Consider the following 22,080-nt stretch of genomic DNA (forward strand, 5'->3'; position numbering starts at 1 on the left):
CGGACCTGCCCCGTTCCGCCTTGACGGGGCTGCTGTTCAGTGCCCGGCCTTGTTGTAATAGAAGCGCTCGTGCACGATCTGTCCGTTCTTCCAGCGGCGCACTGCCACCTGGTTCATCTTCACCCGCATGCCGCCCTTGAACGTCAGGTCGTACTCCCACTCGGAGAACGTGACATCGCCATTCACGGCGCTGGCCGTGCACGCACCGCCGTTCCACGATTCCACCGACGAGAAGAACGCCTCCTCCGCCTTACGATTCGTGTCCTTGCCCGCGCGCGGCTCGTCAGAATTCTCCTGCATCACGACGTCGTCGGCGTAGTACTTTTCAAACGCCTGCATGGCCGTGCCATTCAGCACTGCCTGATTCACCTGCTCGTCCGCCTGCTGCACACTGCTCTCGTTCGCCACTGCGCTCATAGTTCTCTCCTCGGCCGCATCTCTGCCGCCCACTACTCGATGCGCCGCGTGCACGCGTGACTCATGAAAATCAACGAAGTCATCGCTCAACAAGCCTCTGACCTCTGGAAAGCCGCTGGCATCGCCTCAACTTTTCACGCCGCATCCGGCTCTCCCGCGCTCTAATCAGCCATGTCGTCCATCCTCACGCTGAACAGCGGCTCTTCTTCGCTGAAGCTGGGCCTCTACCAGGCTGTGTCCCCCGACGCTCCGCCGCAGCCCGTCGCCAGTGGCGCTGCCGAAGCAATCGGTAAGCCGGGCGGCAGCCTCATTCTGCGCAACACAGATGGTGCGATCGTGCACCGGGAGGATGCAGCGCACGAGTCGCAGGCTGACGCCTTTGCGCATGCGGCGGAGCGGCTCCGCGCCCTCGGTCACGCGCCGCCCGACGGCATCGGCTTCCGCATCGTGCATGGTGGCCCCCACCTGCGGCAGCATTGCCCGCTCACACCCGAGGTGCTCGAGACACTGCGCGCTTCCACGCACTTCGCCCCGCTCCACATCCCACCCGCACTCACACTGATCGATGCCGCCCGCAGCACCTACCCCGCGGCCCGGCTCTTCGCCTGCTTCGACACCGCCTTCCACACCACGCTTCCGCCGGTCGCCTCCACCTATGCCATCCCGCCGCGCCTGCGCGAGCAGGGTGTCCAACGCTACGGCTTCCACGGCCTCTCGTATGAATCGGCCGTCGCCGCTCTCCAACCCAACGTGCCCGCGCGGCTGGTCGTCGCGCACCTTGGCAACGGCGCAAGCCTCTGTGCCATCGAGCGCGGCCGCTCGGTCGATACCTCCATGGGCCTCACCCCGACCGGCGGCATCCCTATGGGCACGCGCACCGGCGACCTGGACCCGGGCGTGGTGGTCTACATCGCACGGCAGGGCGGGGAAGCGGGCGGCGCAATGGATCTGAGCGCGGTGGAAGATCTGCTGAACCACGACTCCGGCCTGCTCGCGTTGTCGAGCACCCTCGATCACACCGGCACAGCCGATATGCGCGAACTCACCTCGCGCGCGGAGGCGGGCGACGCTGGCGCAGAGCTCGCGATCGAGATCTTCTGCCGCGCCATCGCGAAGACAGTAGCCAGCTATGCGGCGGTACTCGAAGGGCTCGATGCCCTGGTCTTCACCGGGGGCATCGGTGAGCACTCGGCTACGGTGCGCGATCGCGTGTGCCGGCAGCTGGCGTTCCTGGGCGTCATCATCGATGACAGCGCGAATCGGCAGAACGCTGCGACTGTGTCTGCCGGAAAGTCACTCTTCAAGGTACAGATTCTAGAGGCGGATGAGGATGGCCAGATCGCGCGGCATGTCGCATCGATGCTTGGCTAAGCAACGCGCTCTTCGCATCGGCGGTGCTCGGGTTTCTCCCTTTCTTCTTGCTTGCTCAGCTGCGACTCGGGAGAATCTGGAGCGACATGCGCCCCGCTCTGTTCTTGCTCTGCCTTATTGGTACTGCCGGCACATCACTCGCAGCAGACAACGCTCCAGTCGTTGCCCCTCTGCCAGTGCTGCCAGCCGATCTGGATGTGAAGGACACACGTGCCTTCTTCAGTGTCGCTGCTGCCGCGAACAGCCTTGATCAACCGCGCACCTATCCCTGGCACCTGACCGCGACCTACGAGACTTTCGACGCAAAGGGAGCCTCCGCCGGCACAGGCACGTTCGAGGAGTGGCGGCTCGGCCCGGGGACCTGGAAGCGCGTCTACAAGAGTCCGCAATTCAGCCGTACCGAATACGTCACCCCGTCAGGTCGAGCCATGGACCCGGAAGGGATTGCGCCCCCCTGGCCGCAGTCTTTGATCGAACGTGAACTCGTGGACCCGTTCCCGGATGCTGAGGAAACGGGCTCTCCGGCCTCGCGTGACTTCCTTGACCGTCCGGTGGCGCTCGCCTGCGTCGAATACGCGCAGCCACTGCACAAAATGCAATGGCTTCTCGGGGTGATGCCGATCTATTGCTTTGAGCCCCGCAGGGCAATTCTGCGCGCCCAGTATATGGATGGTTCATTGCGTATCACCCGCAACAAGATCGGCGCATTTCGCGGCAGCTACTTCACGCAGTCGCTCGAGATCCGCGATGGAGTGCTGCCCCTGCTGGAGGTACAGGTGCATAGCGTCGTCACTGCAGAGGCACAGGAGATCGCGGGGATCACAGCTCAACCGGTGGTGTCTCCCAGGCAAGATGTGATGGTTGTGGCGGAGAAGGTCGCTCGTGGCCAGAAGCTTGGGGGAGATTCGCCGCTCTATCCCATCGACGCTCGCAGCCAGAGAATACAGGGAACTGTGAGAGTGCAAGCGACGATTGGAGAAGATGGACACGTGAGCCATCTGAAAGTGCTGGAGAGCCCGGATGATCTGCTCACCGTGTCGGCAGTTCGAGCCTTCCAGACCTGGCGCTATGCGCCCTACCTCCTCGACGGCAAACCAGTGAAAATCACTACCGAACTGAAAGCTATATACCGACTGGGATACTGAAACCGTGTGCATCGCCCGGCCAACTGCTCTCAAGGCATGGGACAGATCACGGCTTCCGGAGCAGATCGCGCTTCGACATCAAGCCACGAGCGAGTATGCAAGCTTCAGGTCCTGCCGGAGGAAGCCGCGCAACTGCTCGCCCATAGCCGCATCCGCGGCGCGCAGCACGGCAGACGGGTGGATCGTTGCCACCACCTGCTTCGCCCAGGGTGACTCGACGACGGTGCCGCGCTGCTTCATCAGCGCGAACTTCGCGCCGAGCAGCGACTTCGCTGCCGTCGCGCCAAGTGCGACGACCACGCGGGGCCGCACAGTTTCGATCTCAGCCAAAAGCCAGGGGCGGCATGCCGTTACCTCGGACAGCCGCGGCGATTGGTGCAGGCGCAGCCGCCCGCGTTGGACGAACTTGAAGTGCTTCACCGCATTCGTGACGAACACCTGCTTGCGATCGATCTCGAGTTCTTCAAGCACCTGGTCGAGTACGCGACCCGCAGGCCCGATGAACGGCAAGCCCTCTTTGTCCTCTTCGTTGCCCGGCTGCTCGCCGACGAGCATCAACCGTGCATGCACCCCGCCCGCGCCGGGCACTGCCTGAATCGCGTGTTGGTACAGGTCGCACCCATGGCAGCGCGGCAGGCTGGCCACGATCGCTGGCAGCGAGCGTTCCTCGGGAACGAACGGTGCCGCGGAGTCCTTGGTCTGCGTCTTCATCATCGTCTCCACCCGGCCGCCGGCCTGCGTCAGCAGCTGCGGCAGCACGTCCAGCTCCGGCAGATTCTGCCAGTAGCGCACCGGCATCTCAGCCCGCATCGCGCGCGGGTTCACGCGCGCAGGGTTGAAGATAGAGCCGTAGTAGCTGCGCCACATCGACTCGAGCTCGTCATCGGCCGGCGCAGCCTCACGCGGCATGCCCGGCCCCCATTCCAGCTCGCGCGTCGCTGGATCCCACCCGACGGATTGACGCGGCGTCAGAATGGTCCAGCGCATCTCCGGAAAGCGCTCGCGGAAAAACGGCGCCGCCAGCTCGAGAATGTCGTGATCCGGCTGGTACCACGCGATGTAGTGCTCCCCGCCCTCTGTATCTGTGACGCAGCGGAAGCGCACAAAGGCATGCATCTTGTGCAGATCGCGACGCACCTGCCCCTCCAGGCGGCGCACCGCGCTCACATCGTCCTCTGTCTCGACCTTGAGCAGTTGCCGGTTCTCCTGCAGTCGCCACAGCAGGCGATAGAGCAGATCCCACCGCGCCGGATCAGCGTGACGTGCCGCGATCGTGGCCACCTCCATGAACTCCCGAGGGGCGACGATGCTGCCCTTCGGCACGGGCGCGGGCCGGTCGGCGGCATCGCCGAAACCTAGCGTGAGCGTCTCCGGCTCTGTGCCGTCGCGGAAGTGCACATCCTCCGGCGGCACGCCCTCCGCAAGTAGGCTGCGTGCGGCCTCGCGCCACGAGGCGAAGCTGGGCTCGATCTCGACTTCGCGCACACCGATGCGCAACGCTACACCTCTCCGCTGGCCGCGCTGGTCGCTGCCGTGAACAGCTCAAGTTGTGGTGGTGGAGCGATGGCGACAGCAAGGGCGGGTGACTCAAGCTGCCGCACCAGCGGAATGTGATCTGCCGTGGTGACGAATTGCTCGGCTTGGGCCACCCGTATGTTCAGCTTGCGCAGGTCCTCAAGCGTGATGCGGTGATAGCGGCGGATCGAGAGGATCTTCTGCACATTGCGGTAGCCGATCCCGGGCACACGCAGCAGCGCCTCTCGCGGCGCGGCGTTCACGTCAACGGGGTAGAACTCGCGATGCGCGAGCGCCCAGGTCAGCTTCGGATCGCGCGTGAGGTCGAGGTTCGGCTGGTCCGGTGTCGTCAGTTCGTCTGCCCGGAAATCGTAGTAGCGCATCAGCCAGTCGGCCTGGTACAGGCGATGCTCACGCACCAGAGGCGCGGCCTTGAGCGGCAGGCGGCCGTCCGCCTTCGGGTACGGGCTGAACCCCGAGTAGTAGATCCGGCGTAGCTTGTAATCGTTGTAGAGGTGGCTCGCGGTCGAAAGGATCTGCTGGTCTGTGCTGGGTGTTGCGCCCACGACCATCTGCGTGCTCTGCCCGGCGGGAGCAAAGCGGGGTGCGGAGCGATGCTTCTTCGTCTCCTCGTCCGCCTCAGCCTTGCGCGCCAGGATCTGCTGCATCGCCGACTCAATCACGTCGGCCTTCTTATCCGGTGCAAGCTGCACGAGGTCTTGCTGCGTTGGCAATTCGATGTTCGCGCTCAGCCGGTCTGCGTGCCGGCCTGCCGCATCGAGCAGCGCCTGCGACGCGCCCGGAATTGCCTTCAGGTGAATGTAGCCGCCGAAGCCGTGGTCCTCCCGCAGTGACCGTGCCACCTCGACCAGTTGCTCCATCGTGTAGTCCGGCGTCTGGATGATACCGGAGCTGAGAAAGAGCCCTTCGATGTAGTTGCGGCGATAGAAGTCGAGTGTGAGCGTGACGACCTCTTCCGGTGTGAAGCGCGCTCGCTCGATGTCACTGGAGACGCGGTTCACGCAGAAGGCACAGTCGTAGTTGCAGTAGTTGGTGAGCAGCAGCTTCAGCAGCGAGACGCAGCGCCCGTCAGGTGTGTAACTATGGCAGATACCTGTGCCATCGCTGTGGCCCAGGCCTTTGCCGGTGCCTGCGCGCTTGGCGCCGGAGCTGGCGCAGCTTGCGTCATACTTGGCGGCGTCGGCCAAAATCTCGAGTTTGCGCTGCACCTGCATCATCACGTGGACGCCCAAGGGCGAATATAAGGAGAATAGCGGATCGCTTTGCTCCTCGCTCTATGAGAGGCCGCAGACGCGAGCGCCCGCGGCCTTCCTGTTGATGACAGCAATACTCAGAGCGTGATGACAACCTTGCCGACCTGCTCGTTCGACTCGAGGTAGCGATACGCGTCCGCTGCCTGCGCGAACGGGAAGGTCTTCGCGATCTTCACCTGGAAGCGTCCATCGGCCAGCCGGTCGAAGACATACTCCTGGCCCATGCGTCCCAGCGCGGGCTCCGCGTGCAGCAGGCGCAGCGTATAGCCGCGCATCGAGAGCTCCTTGGTCATCGCCGTCCACAGCGGAAACGGCGTCGGCGCCATCGACAGCAAGCCATACTCGATAAGGATGCCGTGCGGGGCAGCCGCTTCGGCGAGCTGCTCCACGCCGGGTCCGGCGACGGGATCGAAGATCACGCGAGCGCCCTTGCCCCCGGTGATCTCGTGAACGCGTGCGACCAGGTCTTCCTCCTGCGTGGCGATGACGTGATCCGCACCAAGTGCGCGCAACTCGGCGGTCTTCTTGCTGGTGCGCGTGGTGGCAATGCTGATCGCGCCGTGATCCTTCACGATCTGGATTGCCGCGAGCCCCACTGAACTCGAGGCTGCGGGAATGATGACGAAGTCGCCCTCACTCACCTTGCCGACATGCACCAGCCCGCCCCAGGCGGTCAGGTACTGCATCCAGATCGCGGTCCCCTGGACGGGTGACAGATTCTCCGGATACGCAGCAACGACGGCGACCGGCACGACGGCCGCTTCGCCGAGCACGGAGTACTGATTCATGGAAAAGCCGGGGATGGTCGACACCTTACGACCGATCCAGTGTTGCTCCACGTCGGGCCCGACGGCCTCGACTATGCCCGACGCCTCGTATCCCACGCCAGAAGGCAACTGCGGCGCTTCCAGGTAGTGGCCGCGGATGTACATCGCCTCTGCACGATTCAGGCCGACGGCCTGCACCTTGATGCGCACCTCACCCGGACCCGGCTCACGTAAGGGAACATCCTCAAACTGCAACACCTCGGGCCCACCCAACTGATGAAAGCGCACTACCTTCGGCATCTGTTTCTCCTTTAGTGTTGGATACAGTGGCGACAGCGTGCGGTGCAGGGAAGTATGGGGGAGATTCCTCCCCCACCAAACGGGGATGGAGCCGCCGACGCATCCGGATACACTCGAATGGAGCGCAACGCTCTAGCCCAGGGGAGGGCTGCACGGCGATTGACAGTGGCACGCAGACGAAAGCTACTCCTGGTGTGCGCCTCTGCCATGCTGGCGATTGCAGGTTGCCACCGGCAACAGGCGCCCGCCGGTCCCAAGCCGCTGACACCCGAAGCCATTGCTTTGCATCAGATCGCTGCTCAGACGCGGCTCGAGGGCATGCGCTGGCCCAACTTCGCCGATCTCGCCAAGCCGGTCGACGCCTTCTACGCCGCACATGAGTACGAGCCGGTCTGGTCCAAAGGCAGCCGGCCCACAGAGCAGGCCCGGCAGATGATGGCTGCGTTCAGCCATGCTGCAGCGGACGCACTCGACCCCGAAGACTACGACAGCTCCCGCTGGGCGGCGCGTGACCACGCCCTCAACACACCGGAGGAGCGCGCGGCCTTCGACATGGAGATGACGGTCGCGGCGATGCGGTACGTCAACGACGAGCACAACGGCCGCGTCGACCCGAAGCGCTTTCACTTCGGCATCAACCTCGACCAGAAGCGATACGACCTCGCCTCGTTCCTCAGCGATCACATCGTGCGCTCCGGGAATGTCTGGGCGGAACTGGTTGCGGTGCAGCCGCAGAGCAGTGAGTACAAGCGAACATTGAATGCCTATCGCCACTGGACTGTGCTCGCCGGGCAGGATCACGGCGGCGGCCTGCCCGATCCGCATCGCCAGTTGAAGCCGGGTGAACCGTACGCCGGTGGTGCGCGGCTGCGTGAGTTGCTGGTGCTCGATGGAGACCTGTCTACGGATGCGGCGGAGACTGCGCCCGACCACTACGACCCCGCACTCGCGCGTGCCGTGAAGCACTTCCAGTACCACCACGGTCTTCAAGCTGACGGCAAGGTGGGCTCCCCGACCATCGACGCGCTGAACGTGCCCACGGCAGAGCGGGCGCATCAACTCGCGATTGCGGTGGAGCGCTGGCGCTGGCTCCCCGACGCTTACCAGGCTGCACCGGTCTTCGTGAATCTGCCGGAGTTCAAGCTGCGCATTTACTCCGACGCGCCGCTTCCGGAGCCGCCGAAGGAGAACGACGAAGGATCGCTCCTGCCGGTGGCCCACGCGGAGACACTGCCGCTCGAGAACGATCACGCAAGGATCGCGCTCGAGATGAACGTCGTGGTCGGCAAGTCGGGGATCAAGGCCGGCGAAAAGCCTGGAGACAAACCAGAAGATCACCAGACGCCAATGCTGGTGAACCAGATGCGCTATCTGATCTTCCGTCCGTACTGGTCTGTGCCGGTCGACATCACCAAGCGTGAGGTGCTGCCGGGCATCGCGAAAAACCCGACATACCTTGAGGACCACGACTTTTCAATCGTCGATCGACACCAGAAGCCGCTGGTCTACACAGCCGCGATGAACAAGCGCCTGGAAGCAGGAGAGCTCTGGGTGCGCCAGGATGCAGGTCCGGAGAACTCGCTCGGTCTGGTGAAATTCATGTTCCCCAACCCGTACTCGATCTATCTGCACTCGACACCCGCGGTCGGTTTGTTCACGCGCACGCGGCGTGATTTCAGCCACGGTTGCGTGCGCGTGCAGAAGCCGGCCGAGCTGGCGTCCTGGATCCTGCGGGACCGGAGCGAGTGGCCGGTCGACAAGATCCAGGAGGCAATGGAAACGGGTGACGACAACAAGACAGTCGGGTTGAAGAAGAGCATTCCGGTGGTGATCTTCTACGCGACAGCGTACGTCGAAGCAGACGGCACGATCGACTTCACCCGGGACATTTACGAGTACGACAAGCTGCTCGACGAAACCCTGGCGCAGGGCCGTCCCTATCCGACCAAGCCCATCACGCCCGAGGTCGACGTCCACGACGAGCGCTGAGGCTCGCTAGGCGACCCGCAGGACGATCTTGCCGCCGCTCTTCCCGGCCTCGGCTTCAAGATGGGCTTCCCGGATCTGATCGAGCGGCATAGTCTTCGCAATCGGAAGCGAGAACGCGCCCCGCGCTACGTCGTCCGCCAGTTGATACAAACGCGACGCATCCGGAACCGCCATCATGCCTGCCATGCGGATGTCGGTGCGATTCGCGTCCGCAGGCGGTCCGAGGACCGTCCCGAAGACACCGCCCGCCCGCAGGCAGCGTAGCGCGTGTGCAGCCACTGTTCCGCCTATAGTGTCCGCGACGGCGTCGATCTCATGCAGCGCCTGGAGCGCCTGTGGATCATCGGTCGCGATCACCCGTTCCACGCCGAGCGAGTTTGCTTCCTCTACCTGCGAGCCGCGCACACCCGCGATGACATGCGCACCGTGTGAGCGCGCGACGTGCACGGCACTCCGGCCCACGCTGCCCAGAGCACCGAGCACGAGCACTGTCTGTCCGGGTGCGATTTTGATGGCACGCTCCATCAACTGCGCCCCCGTCAACAGCACCAGCGGCAGCGCGGCGGCCTGTTCGTAGCTCAGCTTGTCGGGGATTGGCGCCAGCACATCCGCTTTGGCGGTCGTCATCTCGGCATAGGTAGCATTGGCGAGCGCCATCACGCGCTGGCCCGGCTCGAAGCCGACGACGCCGTCGCCGGCACGCACGACCTCTCCCGCGAGGTCGCGGCCGAGTATCGCCGGCAGATCGACATCGATGCGCCCGCGCGTTGCTCCGCTGCGGATCTTGAAGTCGACCGGGTTGATGCTGGTCGCATGCACCCTCACCAGAACATCGCCTGTGCCGACCACCGGATCGTCGACCTGTTCGATCTGCAGTTGATCAACGCCGCCGAAACCTTCGAGCACTACTGCTTTCATTGCGCACACTCCTCAACTGACAGAGATGGCTGCCATGACGCGCGCGTTTTCCTGTGGTGACGAGATCGGTCTCAGCCGGCGTTACGCTCCGACGTTGTGTGCGATTTTGCGGTGCGCTGCTGCGTGGTGCCGCCGCGATGCGTGGCGGAGATGGCCGCGGCGTCGTGGTGCATAGGTCCAGGTGCGGATAGCGCCGACATCCACGTGCACGAAGTGCGTCTTCGGGTAGTAGCCGACGCCGCCTTCGTTGAGGGCGAGCGCGGCATCGCGGATCTGCACCGTGGACGAGCCGGGGATCTGGATGTCGATCGCGTGGCCGAGGATGTGCTGCGAGTGCTCTGCAACACCATTGCTCGCGGCGCGCAGGTTGGCATTCGTCTCTGCCGTGCGGTAGCCGCAGACGACGTCGATGGTCGCTTCCGACCGGCCGAGCCGGATCAGGATGTCGTGCAGCAGATCGAATTCACGCGGATCGTACGCCACCACGTCCTGCGTGTTGTGGTCGCGGAGGAAGTAATTCAGCTTCGCCACCGACTCAGGAACGTAACTGTCGCCGACACGATAGATGATGTCGATGTCCTCGAGCGTATGCAGATTGTGCAGGCGCAGCCGGTACGGCTGCGTCGCATAGGCGGCGGGCAGCAGCGGGATGGCGCGGTCAAGGGCCGAGCGGAACTCAGGATCGTTCGACTGTGCGGCCGGGCCTTCGGCTGCCGGCGTCGTGGGCGCACCCGGCAGGTCCGGCGCGGGTATTGCGGTCTGCGGTGCGGCAGTATCGCTGGCAGTGGCGACTGCGGCAGAGACTGGTGCGATCGGGGTCGCCGGAACCTGTGCCGCGAGTCGTGCCGGCAGCAAGGCGAAAGCGAGAGAGGCGGCAACGGGGCCTGCCAGCGTCAGGAGTAGCGAGTGCCTCACGGGCAGTGACCTCCGGGCCTGTCGATTGAAGAATGAGGGGGGCGGAATGCTCCTCGCAACAGCTCATTTCCGTGTCCTCATTCTAATCGACCCTCGCCTACGATTCAGTACCCCGTTTGGGTCAAGACCAGCCGTCTAGGCCGCCGGTACGGTCTCTCCGTGCGCCGGGTCCTGCTCCTCTGGCACGGGCTCCTTCGGCTTCGCATAGAAGCGGGCGCATTCCTCTGCCAGAACGCCGCCCTCGATCTCCAGGTCGGCACGGAAGGCGTCCCGGATGAAGTCGACCGTGTCGTTATGACGCGACTCGAAGTACACGGCGTGCACGTCCTCGCGGCCTGCGCCATAGACGATGCGGCTGACGCCCGCCCACAGGCTCGCCATCGTGCACATGCCGCACGGCTGCAGTGTGCAGTAGAGCGTGTAGCCCTCGAGCGATTCGACCCCAAGCTCCGCGCACAGGCGGCGAATGGTGACCATCTCTGCGTGTGCCGTGGGATCGTGGTGCATCGCGCTCTCATTGAAGCCGCGACAGACCACCTTTCCATCTTTCACCAGCACAGCACCCACCTCTGCCCCACCGGGCGTGCGAATGCCGAGCTCCGCCTGCTCGATGGCCAGGCGGATAAATGCCGTGTCCTGTTCCGTGATCATGCCGATTAGGATGCCCGCGCGCTGCTAGACCACGCGCCAGCAGAGCCGATGGCTTTTGATCGGACCGGGTGTGGACCCCTGCCAGGTATCGAGGTAGAGCTGCGATCCGGCGTGCAGAATGGGCCGGTCAAGGTGCAGCGTACCCTCCGCAATCGTGATCGCCACATGCTCCGCTCTTTCCGATGCAGGGTCGGCAGGATGCGCCAGCGGCATGTGAATCGTGCCTGCAAGACCAGAGCAGAGGCACAACGAGAGCAGATCGCAAAAGCCGAGCGCTGCTGTGAAGCGGTTGAGCTGCTCTGCACCTCCGTCGACATCTCGCTCGAACTGCCCCTCGTGCAGTTCCCGTCTCTGCGTCTCCTCTGTCACGAAGGTCTCATGGTCGCGACTGCCATCGCGTGGCGCAAGCAGACAGAAGTGCCGATTGGTAAGGATGCCGGAGAGCAGGCATCGTTCTTCGGCTTCGCGCACGGACTGCGTCCATGCATCGACCGCGCGTTCGGCCGGATACTGCAGGAAGGAATGCACACCTGCTTCGACCGCGCATTCGAGCGCCATCAGGTCGGGGTAGGCCCAGCCGGCGTCGTGCAGCCGCACCGTCTCGACAACATCCCTGGGCAACTCGCCGAAGACCTCCGCGTTGAGCGAAGCCGCAAGCCGCCCGGCCAGGGCGGCGTGCGCAGGTTGCGAGATGCAGCCGACGGCCCGCGATGGCCACTGCTGCGTTCGGGCGAAGCACTCCCAGGCCTTGGCATCGGGAGGGGGAGGCGCCGTGGGACGCGTCCGCAGAATCATGCAAGGTTAGATGCCGGATAGCGCCTCTGCCGCGTCAGCCGCGGGCGCTCCACTGCCAGTTCCGCACCTCCGGCATATCCTCGCCATGTTCGGCTACGTACAGCTTGTGCCGCTGCATGATCTCTGAGTGGCGCTGCCGGAATTCGTGGAATCGCGATGCCAGGCGCGGCACATAGCGCAGCGCATCGAGCGCGAGTGTGTAGCGATCGAGCTGGTTCAGCACAGTCATATCAAAGGGCGTGGTAGTCGTGCCCTCTTCCTTGTAGCCGTGCACGTGGAAGTTGGGCTGGTTGTGCCGCTTGTAGATGAGCTTGTGGATCACAGTCGGGTACCCATGGAACGCAAAGATCACCGGCTTGTCCTTGGTGAACAGGCGATCGAAGGCCTCCTGTTCAATGCCGTGCGGGTGCTCCTCGAATGTTTCGAGCGTAAACAGGTCAACCACGTTCACCGCACGCACTCTCAACTCGGGTACCCAGTCGCGCAGCACAGTGATGGCCGCCATGGTCTCGAGCGTCGGCACATCGCCGGCACAGGCCATCACCACGTCGGGTTCGCCATCGCCGTCATAGGATGACGCGAACTTCCACTCGCCGACGCCGGCGATGCAGTGCTGCTCCGCCGTCTCGATGGACAGCCACTGCGGTGCGGGCTGCTTGCCCGCGATGATCAGGTTGACGTAATCCCGCGAGCGCAGGCAGTGATCGGTTACCGAGAGAAGCGTGTTGCCGTCGGGCGGCAGGTAGATGCGCACCGTGTCGGCACGCTTGTTCGCGACATGGTCGATGAACCCGGGATCCTGGTGCGAGAAGCCGTTGTGATCCTGCCGCCAGACGTGCGACGTGAGCAGGTAGTTCAACGATGAGATGGGCTTGCGCCAGGGCAGCGCCTTGCAGGCTTTCAGCCACTTCGCATGCTGATTGAACATGGAGTCGATGATGTGGATGAAGGCTTCGTAGCAGGAGAAGAAGCCGTGCCGCCCGGTGAGCAGGTAGCCTTCCAGCCAGCCTTCGCACAGGTGCTCGGAGAGCACCTCCATCACGCGTCCGTCAACCGACAGATCCTCATCCACCGGAAGCACGCGTGCCTCCCAGCGTTTGCCGCTGGCCTTGTACACCGCCTGCAGCCGATTGGACGCGTTCTCGTCGGGTGCGAACATGCGGAAGTTGCGCGTGTCGAGGTTGTTGCGCATCACCTCTTCGAGATAGCGACTGAGGATGGTCGTCGCTGAATCTTCGTGAGCGCCCGGCTCTTTCACCTCCACACCGAAGTCGCGGAAATTCGGCAGGTCGAGCGGCTTCAGCAGCAGCCCACCATTGGTATTCGGATTGATGCTCATGCGCTCGAGCCCAAGCGGCGCCATGCTGGCGATCTCATCGCGCAGCACGCCATCCTCGTTGAAGAGCTCATCCGGGCGATAAGACCGCAGCCACTGCTCGAGCAGCTTCAGATGTTCCGGGTTGGTGCGCACCTCTTCGAGCGGCACCTGGTGTGCGCGCCAGGTGCCCTCCACCTGTTTGCCGTCCACGACCTTCGGTCCGGTCCAGCCCTTGGGCGTGCGCAAGACCAGCATGGGCCAGCGCGGACGCGTGGTGTCGTTCTTCTCGCGCGCATGCTGCTGGATCTGGCGGATCTCGGCATACATCGCGTCCATCGTCTCCGCCATGCGGCGGTGCATGTCAGCCGGATCGTCGCCTTCGAGGAAGTACGGGTGATAGCCGTAGCCCTCGAACAGCGCTTTCAACTCTTCCGGCTCGATGCGGGCGAGGATCGTCGGGTTCGCGATTTTGTAACCGTTAAGGTGCAGGATGGGCAGCACTGCGCCATCCGTGATCGGGTTGAGAAACTTGTTCGAGTGCCAGGACGCCGCCAGCGCACCCGTCTCGGCTTCGCCGTCGCCCACGATGCAGGTGACCAGCAGGTCCGGATTGTCGAATGCCGCGCCGTAGGAATGCAGCAACGAGTAGCCCAGCTCGCCGCCCTCATGGATCGAGCCCGGCACATTCGCCGCATCGTGAGACGGGATGCCGTACGGCCAGGAGAACTGGCGGAAGAGGCGCTTCAGTCCGTCGTAGTTGCGCTCGATGTCCGGATAGATTTCGCTGTATGTGCCCTCGAGGTAGGTGTTCGCGATGATGCCCGGCGCGCCGTGGCCAGGGCCGACCACCAGCATCGCGTTCACCTGCTCGTGCCGGATCAGCCGGTTCATGTGCAGGTAGATAAAGTTCAATCCAGGCGTCGTGCCAAAGTGCCCGAGCAGACGCGGCTTGATGTCCTCCACAGAGAGTGGACGCCGAAGCAGCGGGTTCTCCCGCAGATAGATCTGGCCGACAGACAGGTAATTCGCCGCCCGCCAGTAGGCGTCCATCAGTTCAAGTTCCTGCTCTGTCTGGGTAGGCTTCGACGTAGCGGCGGTGGCCATGGGCGGACTCCTTGTGACTTGCCTGGGTGAACGGGGAGGGCCCCCCGTTTTGATGCCTTCATCAAAGGCCCGCGGTGTTACGCGACTATAAACGCGCCCCATCCGTCTGAGACTTGGCGACGCCTCACCAGCACAAGCGGGACTGTCGTCTGCAGGGAGAGATGGTGTCGCACCGGGGACCGGCTCAGTTCTTTCCAGGATCGCTGCGTTTGGGCACGCTCGCCTGCCTGCTGGTGTGGTTTGCCTGCGCGGCGCTGTCGCGTGCTGCCTCGCCGCAGGCTCGCGTCCCGGCGCAGGCAGGAGCGTCGACCGTCACGCCCGACGCGGTGTGCGCCGGCTGCCATCGCGCCATTTACGACCGGTATCGCATGACCCCGATGGCACGCGCCAGCGGTGCAGCGACGGATGGGCTGATCGAGGGCGGCTTTACCCATGACCCATCGGGTGTGCACTATCGGATTTTCCGGCGCGATGGCGCCGCATGGCTGAGTTACAGCCGCCCAGCCACTGCGCCCGCCGGACAGCTGCGCGGCGAGGTGCGCCTCGACTACTTTGTCGGTTCGAACACGCGCGGCCGCACCTATCTGTTTAGCCGCGAGGGCGAGTGGTTCGAAGCGCCCGTGAACTGGTATGCGCAAAAGCACCTGTGGGACATGGCGCCCAACTTTCAGAACGCGCGAGAGATGCCACTGACCTTGCCCGTCGATGCGAACTGCCTGCATTGCCATGCCACTGGCGTCGCTGTCCCACTACCCGGGGCGCGCAATCACTTTGGGGGTGCGCCGTTCGCGCAGGGCGGCATCGGCTGCGCCGCCTGCCACGGCGATGCGAGCGAGCATCTGCGCAGCGGCGGCCGCGCTCCGGTGCTGAACCCGGCCCGGCTTGCGCCGGTGGAGCGAGATTCGATCTGTCTGCAGTGCCACCTCGAAGGCGAGACGGCGGTCTACCGCCGCGGGCGGTCATTGTCCGGATTTGTGCCGGGGCAGAACCTGTTTACGGATGTGACCTACTTCGTACACCAGGGCCAGCTTGCCGCTGGGGAGCGTGCCAGTTCGCAGTATGAGGCGCTGCTCGAGAGTGCCTGCAAGCGGGGAAGCGGCGACCGGCTGACCTGCACCACCTGCCACGATCCGCATGGCAGCCAGGCGAGCGCTACGCCTGCTGAGCGGGTGTCGTGGTTCCGTGCGCGGTGTCTGTCCTGCCACACGGGACCGGCCTTTGCTCTGCAGCATCACCCTGAGCAGCCCGATTGCGCCTCCTGCCACATGCCGCGCAGCGCTGCAACGGATGTCGCGCACCAGCAGGTCACGGATCATCGCATCCAGCTTCCGGGACAGAGCCGCCCCGCCCGACCCACCAGCGACGTGCTTGTGTCGGTCGGTTCGGAGACGGTCAGCGATCGCGAGACTGGACTCGCCTACGCGCAGCTGGACCGTGGCGGCGACCGGCGCAGTAAAGAACTGGCCCGCATTCTTCTGCACAAGGCAGCGAGCGAGGCCAGTGGCGATGATCCGGAGTTGCACACAGCGCTCGGGTTGCTCGATCAGCAGGGCGGCGACATTGAGGGAGCGGACCGCGAGTATCGGGCCGCGCTCGCTGCTGATCCGTTCGAGACAACGGCGCGTGGCAACCTGGCCACGCTGTTTGCCGCGACCGGCGACTACGTCACCGCGGTCCGGCTGTGGCAGCGGGTCGTGGATGAGGATCCGTCGCAGACCAGTGCTGCGTATGACCTGGCAGTCGGCGAGTGCCACCTGGGGCAGAAGGAGGACGCGGCCGGCACGCTACGCCTGCTGCTGTCCTACGCGCCGGACGATCAGCGCGCGCGTGCGTTCAGCATGGCCATTGCAAATGGTGCGCAGCACTGTGGCAAGTAGCGCCTCAGCGACCTGTTGAAGTGGCGCGGTTCGCCGCCTTGGATGCCGCTGCTGTCCCGTGGCCCTCAGGGATCGTGGTGATTCGATCGATCGGCGGGGCAGGGAAGCTCTCGACGAGGCCCGAAGGCCAGCTCACCTGAATGTCATGCAGCACAGGTTGCGCGCCGAGCCCGAAGTGCAGCCGCAGGTCGCTCGACGAGTTGTAGGACGAGCCGCTGCGCACCTCGTCCACCCACACGCGGTCTTTGCCCGCCATGCTGCCGTGCATGACCACGCGTGCGCCGATCGCGCTGCGATTCGACTTCGTTCCGGTCAGTGAGAGCCCGACCCAGTGGTTTGCATTTACAGCGCGATTCACCAGCAGCATCGGCAACGCGCTCACATCATTAATGACTGCCTCTTCGCGACCATCGTTCCAAAGGTCGGCGATGGCCAGGCCACGCGATGACGCCGGGGTTGTGATACCCGGGCCTGATTGCTTCGTTATGTCGGCGAACCTGCCATTGCCGAGATTGCGATAGAGCAGGCGAGATTCACGATAGTCCGAGCCGAGGTGGCTGCTGTCGACCTCGGGATAGACGTGGCCGTTCACGGACAGAAGATCGGGCCAGCCATCGTTGTCGATGTCGATGAACATGGTGCCCCACCCCAGCTTGTCCGTGTTGATGCCAAGCCCGGAGGGAAACGTCACGTCGTCGAATGTGCCATCGCCGCGTGCGTGGTAAAGCGTGGCCGTGTCGTCGGAGAAGTTGGTCTTGAAGATGTCGAGATGGCCGTCCCCGTCGTAGTCGCCCACGGTCGAACCCATGCCCGCCTGCTCGCGGCCGTCTTCGTTAAAAGCCACGCCCGCGTCGGCAGCCCGATCGGTGAAGGTGCCGTCATGGTTGTTGTGATACAGGATCGCTGGCGTCGAGTCGCATGCCAGGTAGAGGTCCGGCCAGCCGTCCTCGTCTGCGTCCACACTCGAGACGGAGAAACAATAATGTCCGTTCGTCTTGGCGAACCCGCTCTTCGCAGACACATCCTCGAACTTGCCGTTACCCAGGTTGTGCAGCAGCGTGTTGGGCGCATAGTCCAGCCCACGCGGTCCACACATGACCGGAACGCCCTTCCAGGTGCAGCTTGCAGCCTTGCCCGGCTCGGGCACGGTGCCCAGGTCGAAGTGCACGTAAGTTGCGATAGCGATATCGAGACGGCCATCGCGGTCGTAGTCGACGAATGTGCAGCCGGTACCCCACTCCTTGCCTGAACCGGCAGCCCCCGCCTGCTCCGACACGTCCCGAAATCGGCTGCCACCCTCGTTGTGGTAAAGCCGATTTTTGCCGTAGGCGGTGACGAAGAGGTCCGGCCGGCCATCGTTGTCGTAGTCGCCGACACACGCGCCCTGCCCCCATCCGCTGTCATTCAGCCCGGCCCGGCTGGTCACGTCGGTGAAGGTGCCATCGTGATTGTTGTGGAACAGGTGGCTGGTGGGCGGCGTCTGCTGACTCTCTGGAGTCTTCTCAAGGTGCGTTCCGTTTACCAGGAAAACATCCGGATAGCCGTCACCGTCGTAGTCGAGGATGGCGACACCGGAACCGGTCGCCTCGAGGATGTAGCGCTTGGACGCGACGCCTCCATTGACGTTGACCACCTGGATCCCAGCAGGTCCGGCGACATCCTCAAACCATGCCGGCGCGGGATGGACCGGGCTCGACGGAAAAGGCTTGGGAGGTGTGGTTTGGGCGTCCGAGACGGCGAACAGAAGCATCGCGATTAAACAGAAAACGGCTGTTTTTTGACACCATCGAAGATCGCACCGCATCGTGCCATGATTGTAGACAGAACACCATGCGCAAGCCGGTTCCAGAGCGTATTTCCCTTTGACAGGGGTAGCCGAGCGTCCTTATAGTTCGACGCCGGGAAGTAATCATCCCTTGGGTGGACCATTTAGAAGCCCGCCATAGCCGGAATCGTATGTCTGTGTGCCCAGAAAACCAGTCCGAATAGGCACAAAACAGCAACACGCAACAACTTCAGGGAGACCAATATGACGAAAAGAACGCACGCGGTTCTCGCCGCTTGCCTTGGTGCAGGGATAGTCCTGGCTCCGCACTGCGCGTCTGCGCAGGCGGTGTACGGGTCTATTTACGGCACGGTGACCGATTCTTCCGGTGCAGCGATACCGGGAGCGACGGTGACGGTCACGGATGAAACCAAGGGAACCACCGTTACGACCAAGAGCAACGAATCTGGTTCGTACACGGTCGAGCATCTGATCCCTGACGTCTACAGCGTCAAGGTGGAAATGCAGGGCTTCAAGTCCTACGAGACGCATCACCTCGGCGTGCTCGCCGATACGTCTCCCAAGGTGGACGCTCCGCTGCAGGCTGGCGGTGGCGCAGAGACGGTCAACGTCAATGCAGATTCGATCCCGCAGCTCAAGACGGATCGTGCCGACGTTGCCACGACATTCGACACGCGTACGGTGTCCGATCTCCCCATCCAGGGCCGCAACTTCACCAGCCTCGAACTGCTTCTGCCCGGTGCGCAGCAGCTGGGCTGGTCGCACGCAGCCAGCGAAAACCCCCAGGCCAGCCAGCAGATTCAGATCGACGGACAGGCCTTCGGCGGCGTCGCTTATGAGCTGGACGGCACGGACAACCAGGACCCGATCCTCGGCATTATTGTCGTGAACCCGGCGCTCGATGCGATCACCGAGTCGAAGATCGCGACGCAGAACTTCGACGCACAGTTCGGCAAGGCAGTCGCCGCTGTGGTCACGGTGCAGACCAAGTCGGGCACCAACAACTTCCACGGCAGCGTGTACGACTATCGCCGCTCAAACGCGAACCTGGCACGCAACCCGTTCACCCAGGCCAGCCCCGATGTGGTGACGCACAAATTGCTGCCTCCCGGCCTCTACAACGAGTTCGGTTTCTCCATTGGCGGTCCAATCAAGAAGGACAGGGCGTTCTTCTTCGGTGACTACCAGGGACAGCGTCAGCGCCTCGGCGTCTCGCAGCAGTCGACCGTGCCAACCACGAAGCTGACCAACTCCTGTCTGAGTGGTGCCGGTTGCGACTTCAGTGACTACCTGCAGTTGCCCAATGGTGCTGGCATCGTCTACCAAAAGAATGGCACGCCATACCCCGGCAACGTGATTCCGGCAGCCGAGGTGGCGCCGCAGGCCCTGGCCTTCTTCCAGCGTCTGCAGCCGTTCACTCCCAACGTTGCGCCCAGTGGCAATGCCGATAACACCGGCCTGGTGAACAACTTCTCCGGCAGCGGCAACGGCATCTTCAACGCCGACCAGTGGGACGTTCGCGGAGACGTTCAGGTCAGCCAGAAGATCCACGCCTTTGGCCGGTTCAGCCGGTTCACGGATACGCTCACCGGCAAGCCGCTGTTCGGTGACCTGGGCGGCTTTGGCTTCGGCATCGGTGGCTTCGCTGGCACCTCGCTGGGCGCGAATGACAGCGTCGCGACCGGCGCTGACATTGCGATCAGTGGCACGTTGCTGACTGACTTCCGTCTCGGTTACTACCGGTACGGCATCAACACCAGCAAGTACGACAAGGGAACGAACCTGGCTGACCAGCTCGGCATTAAGGGTCTGAATACAGCCGATCCCATCACCAGTGGCGCTCCCGAGATCCAGATCAATGATCCGAGCGGTGGCAACATCTGGTACGGCAGCGGCCTCGATGCGAATCGCTGCAACTGCCCGTTGCAGGAGCACGAGGATCAGTACCAGATCGTCAACAACTGGACGAAGATCATCCAGAACCACTCGCTTGAGTTTGGCGCCGACCTGCGCTACGCCCGCAACCTCCGTGTGCCGAGCGATAACAACCGCGCCGGCCAGATCTACTTCAACAGCTCGCCGACGTCCAACCCGTCGATTGATACGAAGTCCGGAACCTCGCAGGGCGGTCTTGGTTACGCAACGTTTGCTCTCGGTCAAAGCACGGAGATCAAGCGCTACGTGAGCACTTCGACCAATGCCAAGGAGTTCCAGAAGCGGACCTTCTTCTACGGTCAGGACACCTGGCGCGCCACCCCGAAGCTGACGATCAACGCCGGACTGCGCTGGGAACTCTACTTCCCGGAGACGGTGAACGGAAAGTCGAAAGGTGGACTGCTGGACCTGAGCACCGGTTTCATTCATGTGGCCGGTGTTGGGAAAGTTCCAAGCAACATGGGTTGGGACCTGTCGCCGGGTGCGCTTGCACCTCGCGTCGGTGCGGCCTATCAGATCAATCCCAAGACAGTGATCCGCGCAGGCTACGGACGCAGCTTCGACATCGGCGTGTTCGGTTCGATCTTCGGCCACGTCGTGACCCAGAACCTGCCGGTGCTGGCAAACCAGGATGTTGTGCAGACGGGAGGCCCGTTGTCTGAGGCATTCGATCTGCGCACCGGTCCACCCAGCTACCCGTTCCCGCTAGTTCCGGCGAGCGGTTTGCTGCCGGCTCCAGGCTATGCCGTCAATCCCAAGGCACGCCCCAACTCGCTCCGCCTGCCTACGATTGACGCGTGGAACCTGAGCGTGCAGCGCTCGGTCACGCCCACCCTGTCCTTCACGCTGGCCTACGTTGGCAACAAGGGCACACACACCCTGAGCGCCGGCGACGGTAACAACACCAACCCGAACGAGCCGGGCATCTTCCTGCCGGCGGGCCAGAGCCTCTCAGGCCAGACACTGCACTTCGACCCGGCGTTCCCGAAGGGTCTCAGCCCGGATGGATCGGCAACCGGTAACACCACTCTCCTGCGGCGTTACTACGCAGGCTCGCTCCCGGCTTGCACGAGCCCGGACTACACGGCGCAGCTTGCCGCAGCGCACCAGGCCGTACCCTCGCCGGGATCCTGCGGTTGGACCAACGACATCTCCTACTACGGCGACAACCAGGACACGCACTACAACGCCCTGCAGGTCACCGTTACGAAGCAGTTCAGCCGCGGTCTGTCGTTCACTTCGAACTACGCATGGCAACGGTCGATCAACTTCAACGGGAGCTTCTCTACCTGGAACCGTCAGGCCGTCAAGGGCCGCGACGATTCGCAGCGCGAGCAGCAGGAAGTCGCTTACGGCACCTATGAGCTGCCCTTCGGCAAGAACCACCGCTTTGGTGGCAATGCTCCTGGGATCGTGAATGAAGTGATCGGTGGTTGGCAGGTAAGCCCGGTGGTCACCTACGCCAGCGGTTTGCCCTTCACCCTCAGCTACGGCGAGTGCGGCACGGTTATCCCGGGCGACGCGCCTTGCTACCCGAACGGCGATTCGCGCAACCTGAAGCTCAATGTCGGCAAGCTCGATCCGGTCAACCACAAGCGCCTCGGCTTCCATGGGTCATCGACGGCACTCAACAAGCAGCCCTTCAACGGCTTCACCGCTCCTGGTCTTGACCAGATCGGTACGGCTGGCAGGAACGGCAAGTTCGGTCCGAACTTCTTCAACACCGATGCTTCACTGCAGAAGAACTTCCCGATCAAGGAAGAACTCTTCGCCCAGTTCCGCGTCGATGCTTACAACGTCTTCAATCACATCAGCCTGGCGAACCCGGGTGGGCAGATCGACGGTGGTGATCAGTTCATCACCAACGTCGCTCCCAGCCAGTTCCCGACCCGCCAGCTGCAGTTCTCGGTTCGCCTGCAGTTCTAAGCGGCCGCTTGTTCCACACTGGCCCGGGGAGAGCGCTTGCGCTCTCCCCGAGTCTTTTCCGGGCACCCGGCGTGGCG

General features: G+C 63.6%; 15 protein-coding genes. 5 read left to right on the plus strand and 10 right to left on the minus strand.

Annotation, left to right across the window (positions count from 1 at the left end):
- Positions 1 to 36: 36 nt before the first annotated feature.
- On the minus strand, positions 37 to 417 hold the full coding sequence (locus AC5IJH_RS10650; RefSeq protein WP_491902792.1) for a SnoaL-like domain-containing protein: 381 nt from the start codon (positions 415 to 417) through the stop codon (positions 37 to 39).
- A gap of 171 nt (positions 418 to 588) precedes the next feature.
- On the opposite strand from AC5IJH_RS10650, the gene AC5IJH_RS10655 reads away from it, so the two are divergent.
- On the plus strand, positions 589 to 1,788 hold the full coding sequence (locus tag AC5IJH_RS10655; RefSeq protein ID WP_491902793.1) for an acetate/propionate family kinase: 1,200 nt from the start codon (positions 589 to 591) through the stop codon (positions 1,786 to 1,788).
- 86 nt (positions 1,789 to 1,874) lie between these two features.
- Entirely contained in the window at positions 1,875 to 2,933 is a 1,059-nt protein-coding gene (locus AC5IJH_RS10660; RefSeq protein ID WP_491902794.1) for an energy transducer TonB, read from the plus strand.
- Between the two features lie 78 nt (positions 2,934 to 3,011).
- Here AC5IJH_RS10660 and AC5IJH_RS10665 read toward each other — a convergent pair whose 3' ends face one another.
- The 3 genes from AC5IJH_RS10665 to AC5IJH_RS10675 form a co-directional block, all read right to left on the minus strand.
- Positions 3,012 to 4,430 carry a UdgX family uracil-DNA binding protein gene (locus AC5IJH_RS10665; RefSeq protein ID WP_491902795.1) on the minus strand — a complete coding sequence of 473 codons (1,419 nt, stop codon included), beginning with the start codon at positions 4,428 to 4,430 and terminating at the stop codon, positions 3,012 to 3,014.
- A gap of 2 nt (positions 4,431 to 4,432) precedes the next feature.
- Entirely contained in the window at positions 4,433 to 5,683 is a 1,251-nt protein-coding gene (locus tag AC5IJH_RS10670; RefSeq protein ID WP_491902831.1) for a putative DNA modification/repair radical SAM protein, read from the minus strand.
- Between the two features lie 116 nt (positions 5,684 to 5,799).
- Positions 5,800 to 6,789, minus strand: coding sequence for a zinc-dependent alcohol dehydrogenase family protein (locus tag AC5IJH_RS10675; RefSeq protein WP_491902796.1), 990 nt, complete (start codon positions 6,787 to 6,789; stop codon positions 5,800 to 5,802).
- 165 nt (positions 6,790 to 6,954) lie between these two features.
- On the opposite strand from AC5IJH_RS10675, the gene AC5IJH_RS10680 reads away from it, so the two are divergent.
- Complete coding sequence (locus AC5IJH_RS10680; protein WP_491902797.1) at positions 6,955 to 8,778, plus strand: L,D-transpeptidase family protein; 1,824 nt, start codon at positions 6,955 to 6,957, stop codon at positions 8,776 to 8,778.
- Positions 8,779 to 8,784: 6 nt separating this feature from the next.
- On the opposite strand, the gene AC5IJH_RS10685 is transcribed toward AC5IJH_RS10680, so the two are convergent.
- The 5 genes from AC5IJH_RS10685 to AC5IJH_RS10705 all read right to left on the minus strand — a co-directional run bounded on the left by AC5IJH_RS10685 (position 8,785) and on the right by AC5IJH_RS10705 (position 14,479).
- Positions 8,785 to 9,696, minus strand: a complete 912-nt coding sequence (locus AC5IJH_RS10685; RefSeq protein ID WP_491902798.1) for an NADP-dependent oxidoreductase — start codon at positions 9,694 to 9,696, stop codon at positions 8,785 to 8,787.
- 81 nt (positions 9,697 to 9,777) lie between these two features.
- Entirely contained in the window at positions 9,778 to 10,611 is an 834-nt protein-coding gene (locus AC5IJH_RS10690) for a peptidoglycan L,D-endopeptidase MepK (RefSeq protein WP_491902799.1), read from the minus strand.
- Positions 10,612 to 10,746: 135 nt separating this feature from the next.
- Positions 10,747 to 11,262, minus strand: coding sequence for a nucleoside deaminase (locus AC5IJH_RS10695; RefSeq protein WP_491902800.1), 516 nt, complete (start codon positions 11,260 to 11,262; stop codon positions 10,747 to 10,749).
- A 24-nt stretch (positions 11,263 to 11,286) separates the two neighbouring features.
- On the minus strand, positions 11,287 to 12,057 hold the full coding sequence (locus AC5IJH_RS10700) for a DUF3891 family protein (RefSeq protein ID WP_491902801.1): 771 nt from the start codon (positions 12,055 to 12,057) through the stop codon (positions 11,287 to 11,289).
- A gap of 34 nt (positions 12,058 to 12,091) precedes the next feature.
- Positions 12,092 to 14,479 (minus strand): phosphoketolase family protein, encoded by a 2,388-nt coding sequence (locus AC5IJH_RS10705; protein WP_491902802.1) that lies wholly within the window; start codon positions 14,477 to 14,479, stop codon positions 12,092 to 12,094.
- A gap of 209 nt (positions 14,480 to 14,688) precedes the next feature.
- Here AC5IJH_RS10705 and AC5IJH_RS10710 point away from each other — a divergent pair, with 209 nt between their 5' ends.
- Positions 14,689 to 16,356: a multiheme c-type cytochrome gene (locus tag AC5IJH_RS10710; RefSeq protein ID WP_491902803.1), complete on the plus strand. Its 1,668-nt coding sequence runs from the start codon at positions 14,689 to 14,691 to the stop codon at positions 16,354 to 16,356.
- A gap of 4 nt (positions 16,357 to 16,360) precedes the next feature.
- Here AC5IJH_RS10710 and AC5IJH_RS10715 read toward each other — a convergent pair whose 3' ends face one another.
- Positions 16,361 to 18,106: a CRTAC1 family protein gene (locus AC5IJH_RS10715; RefSeq protein WP_491902804.1), complete on the minus strand. Its 1,746-nt coding sequence runs from the start codon at positions 18,104 to 18,106 to the stop codon at positions 16,361 to 16,363.
- 279 nt (positions 18,107 to 18,385) lie between these two features.
- Between AC5IJH_RS10715 and AC5IJH_RS10720 the strand changes: the two genes are divergently transcribed.
- Entirely contained in the window at positions 18,386 to 22,003 is a 3,618-nt protein-coding gene (locus AC5IJH_RS10720) for a TonB-dependent receptor (RefSeq protein WP_491902805.1), read from the plus strand.
- Positions 22,004 to 22,080 lie beyond the last annotated feature (77 nt).

Origin of the sequence: Candidatus Dedyshia acidiphila, from assembly GCF_051025295.1 — a bacterium.
In the GTDB taxonomy this organism is placed as follows: Bacteria; Acidobacteriota; Terriglobia; order Terriglobales; family Acidobacteriaceae; genus KBS-83.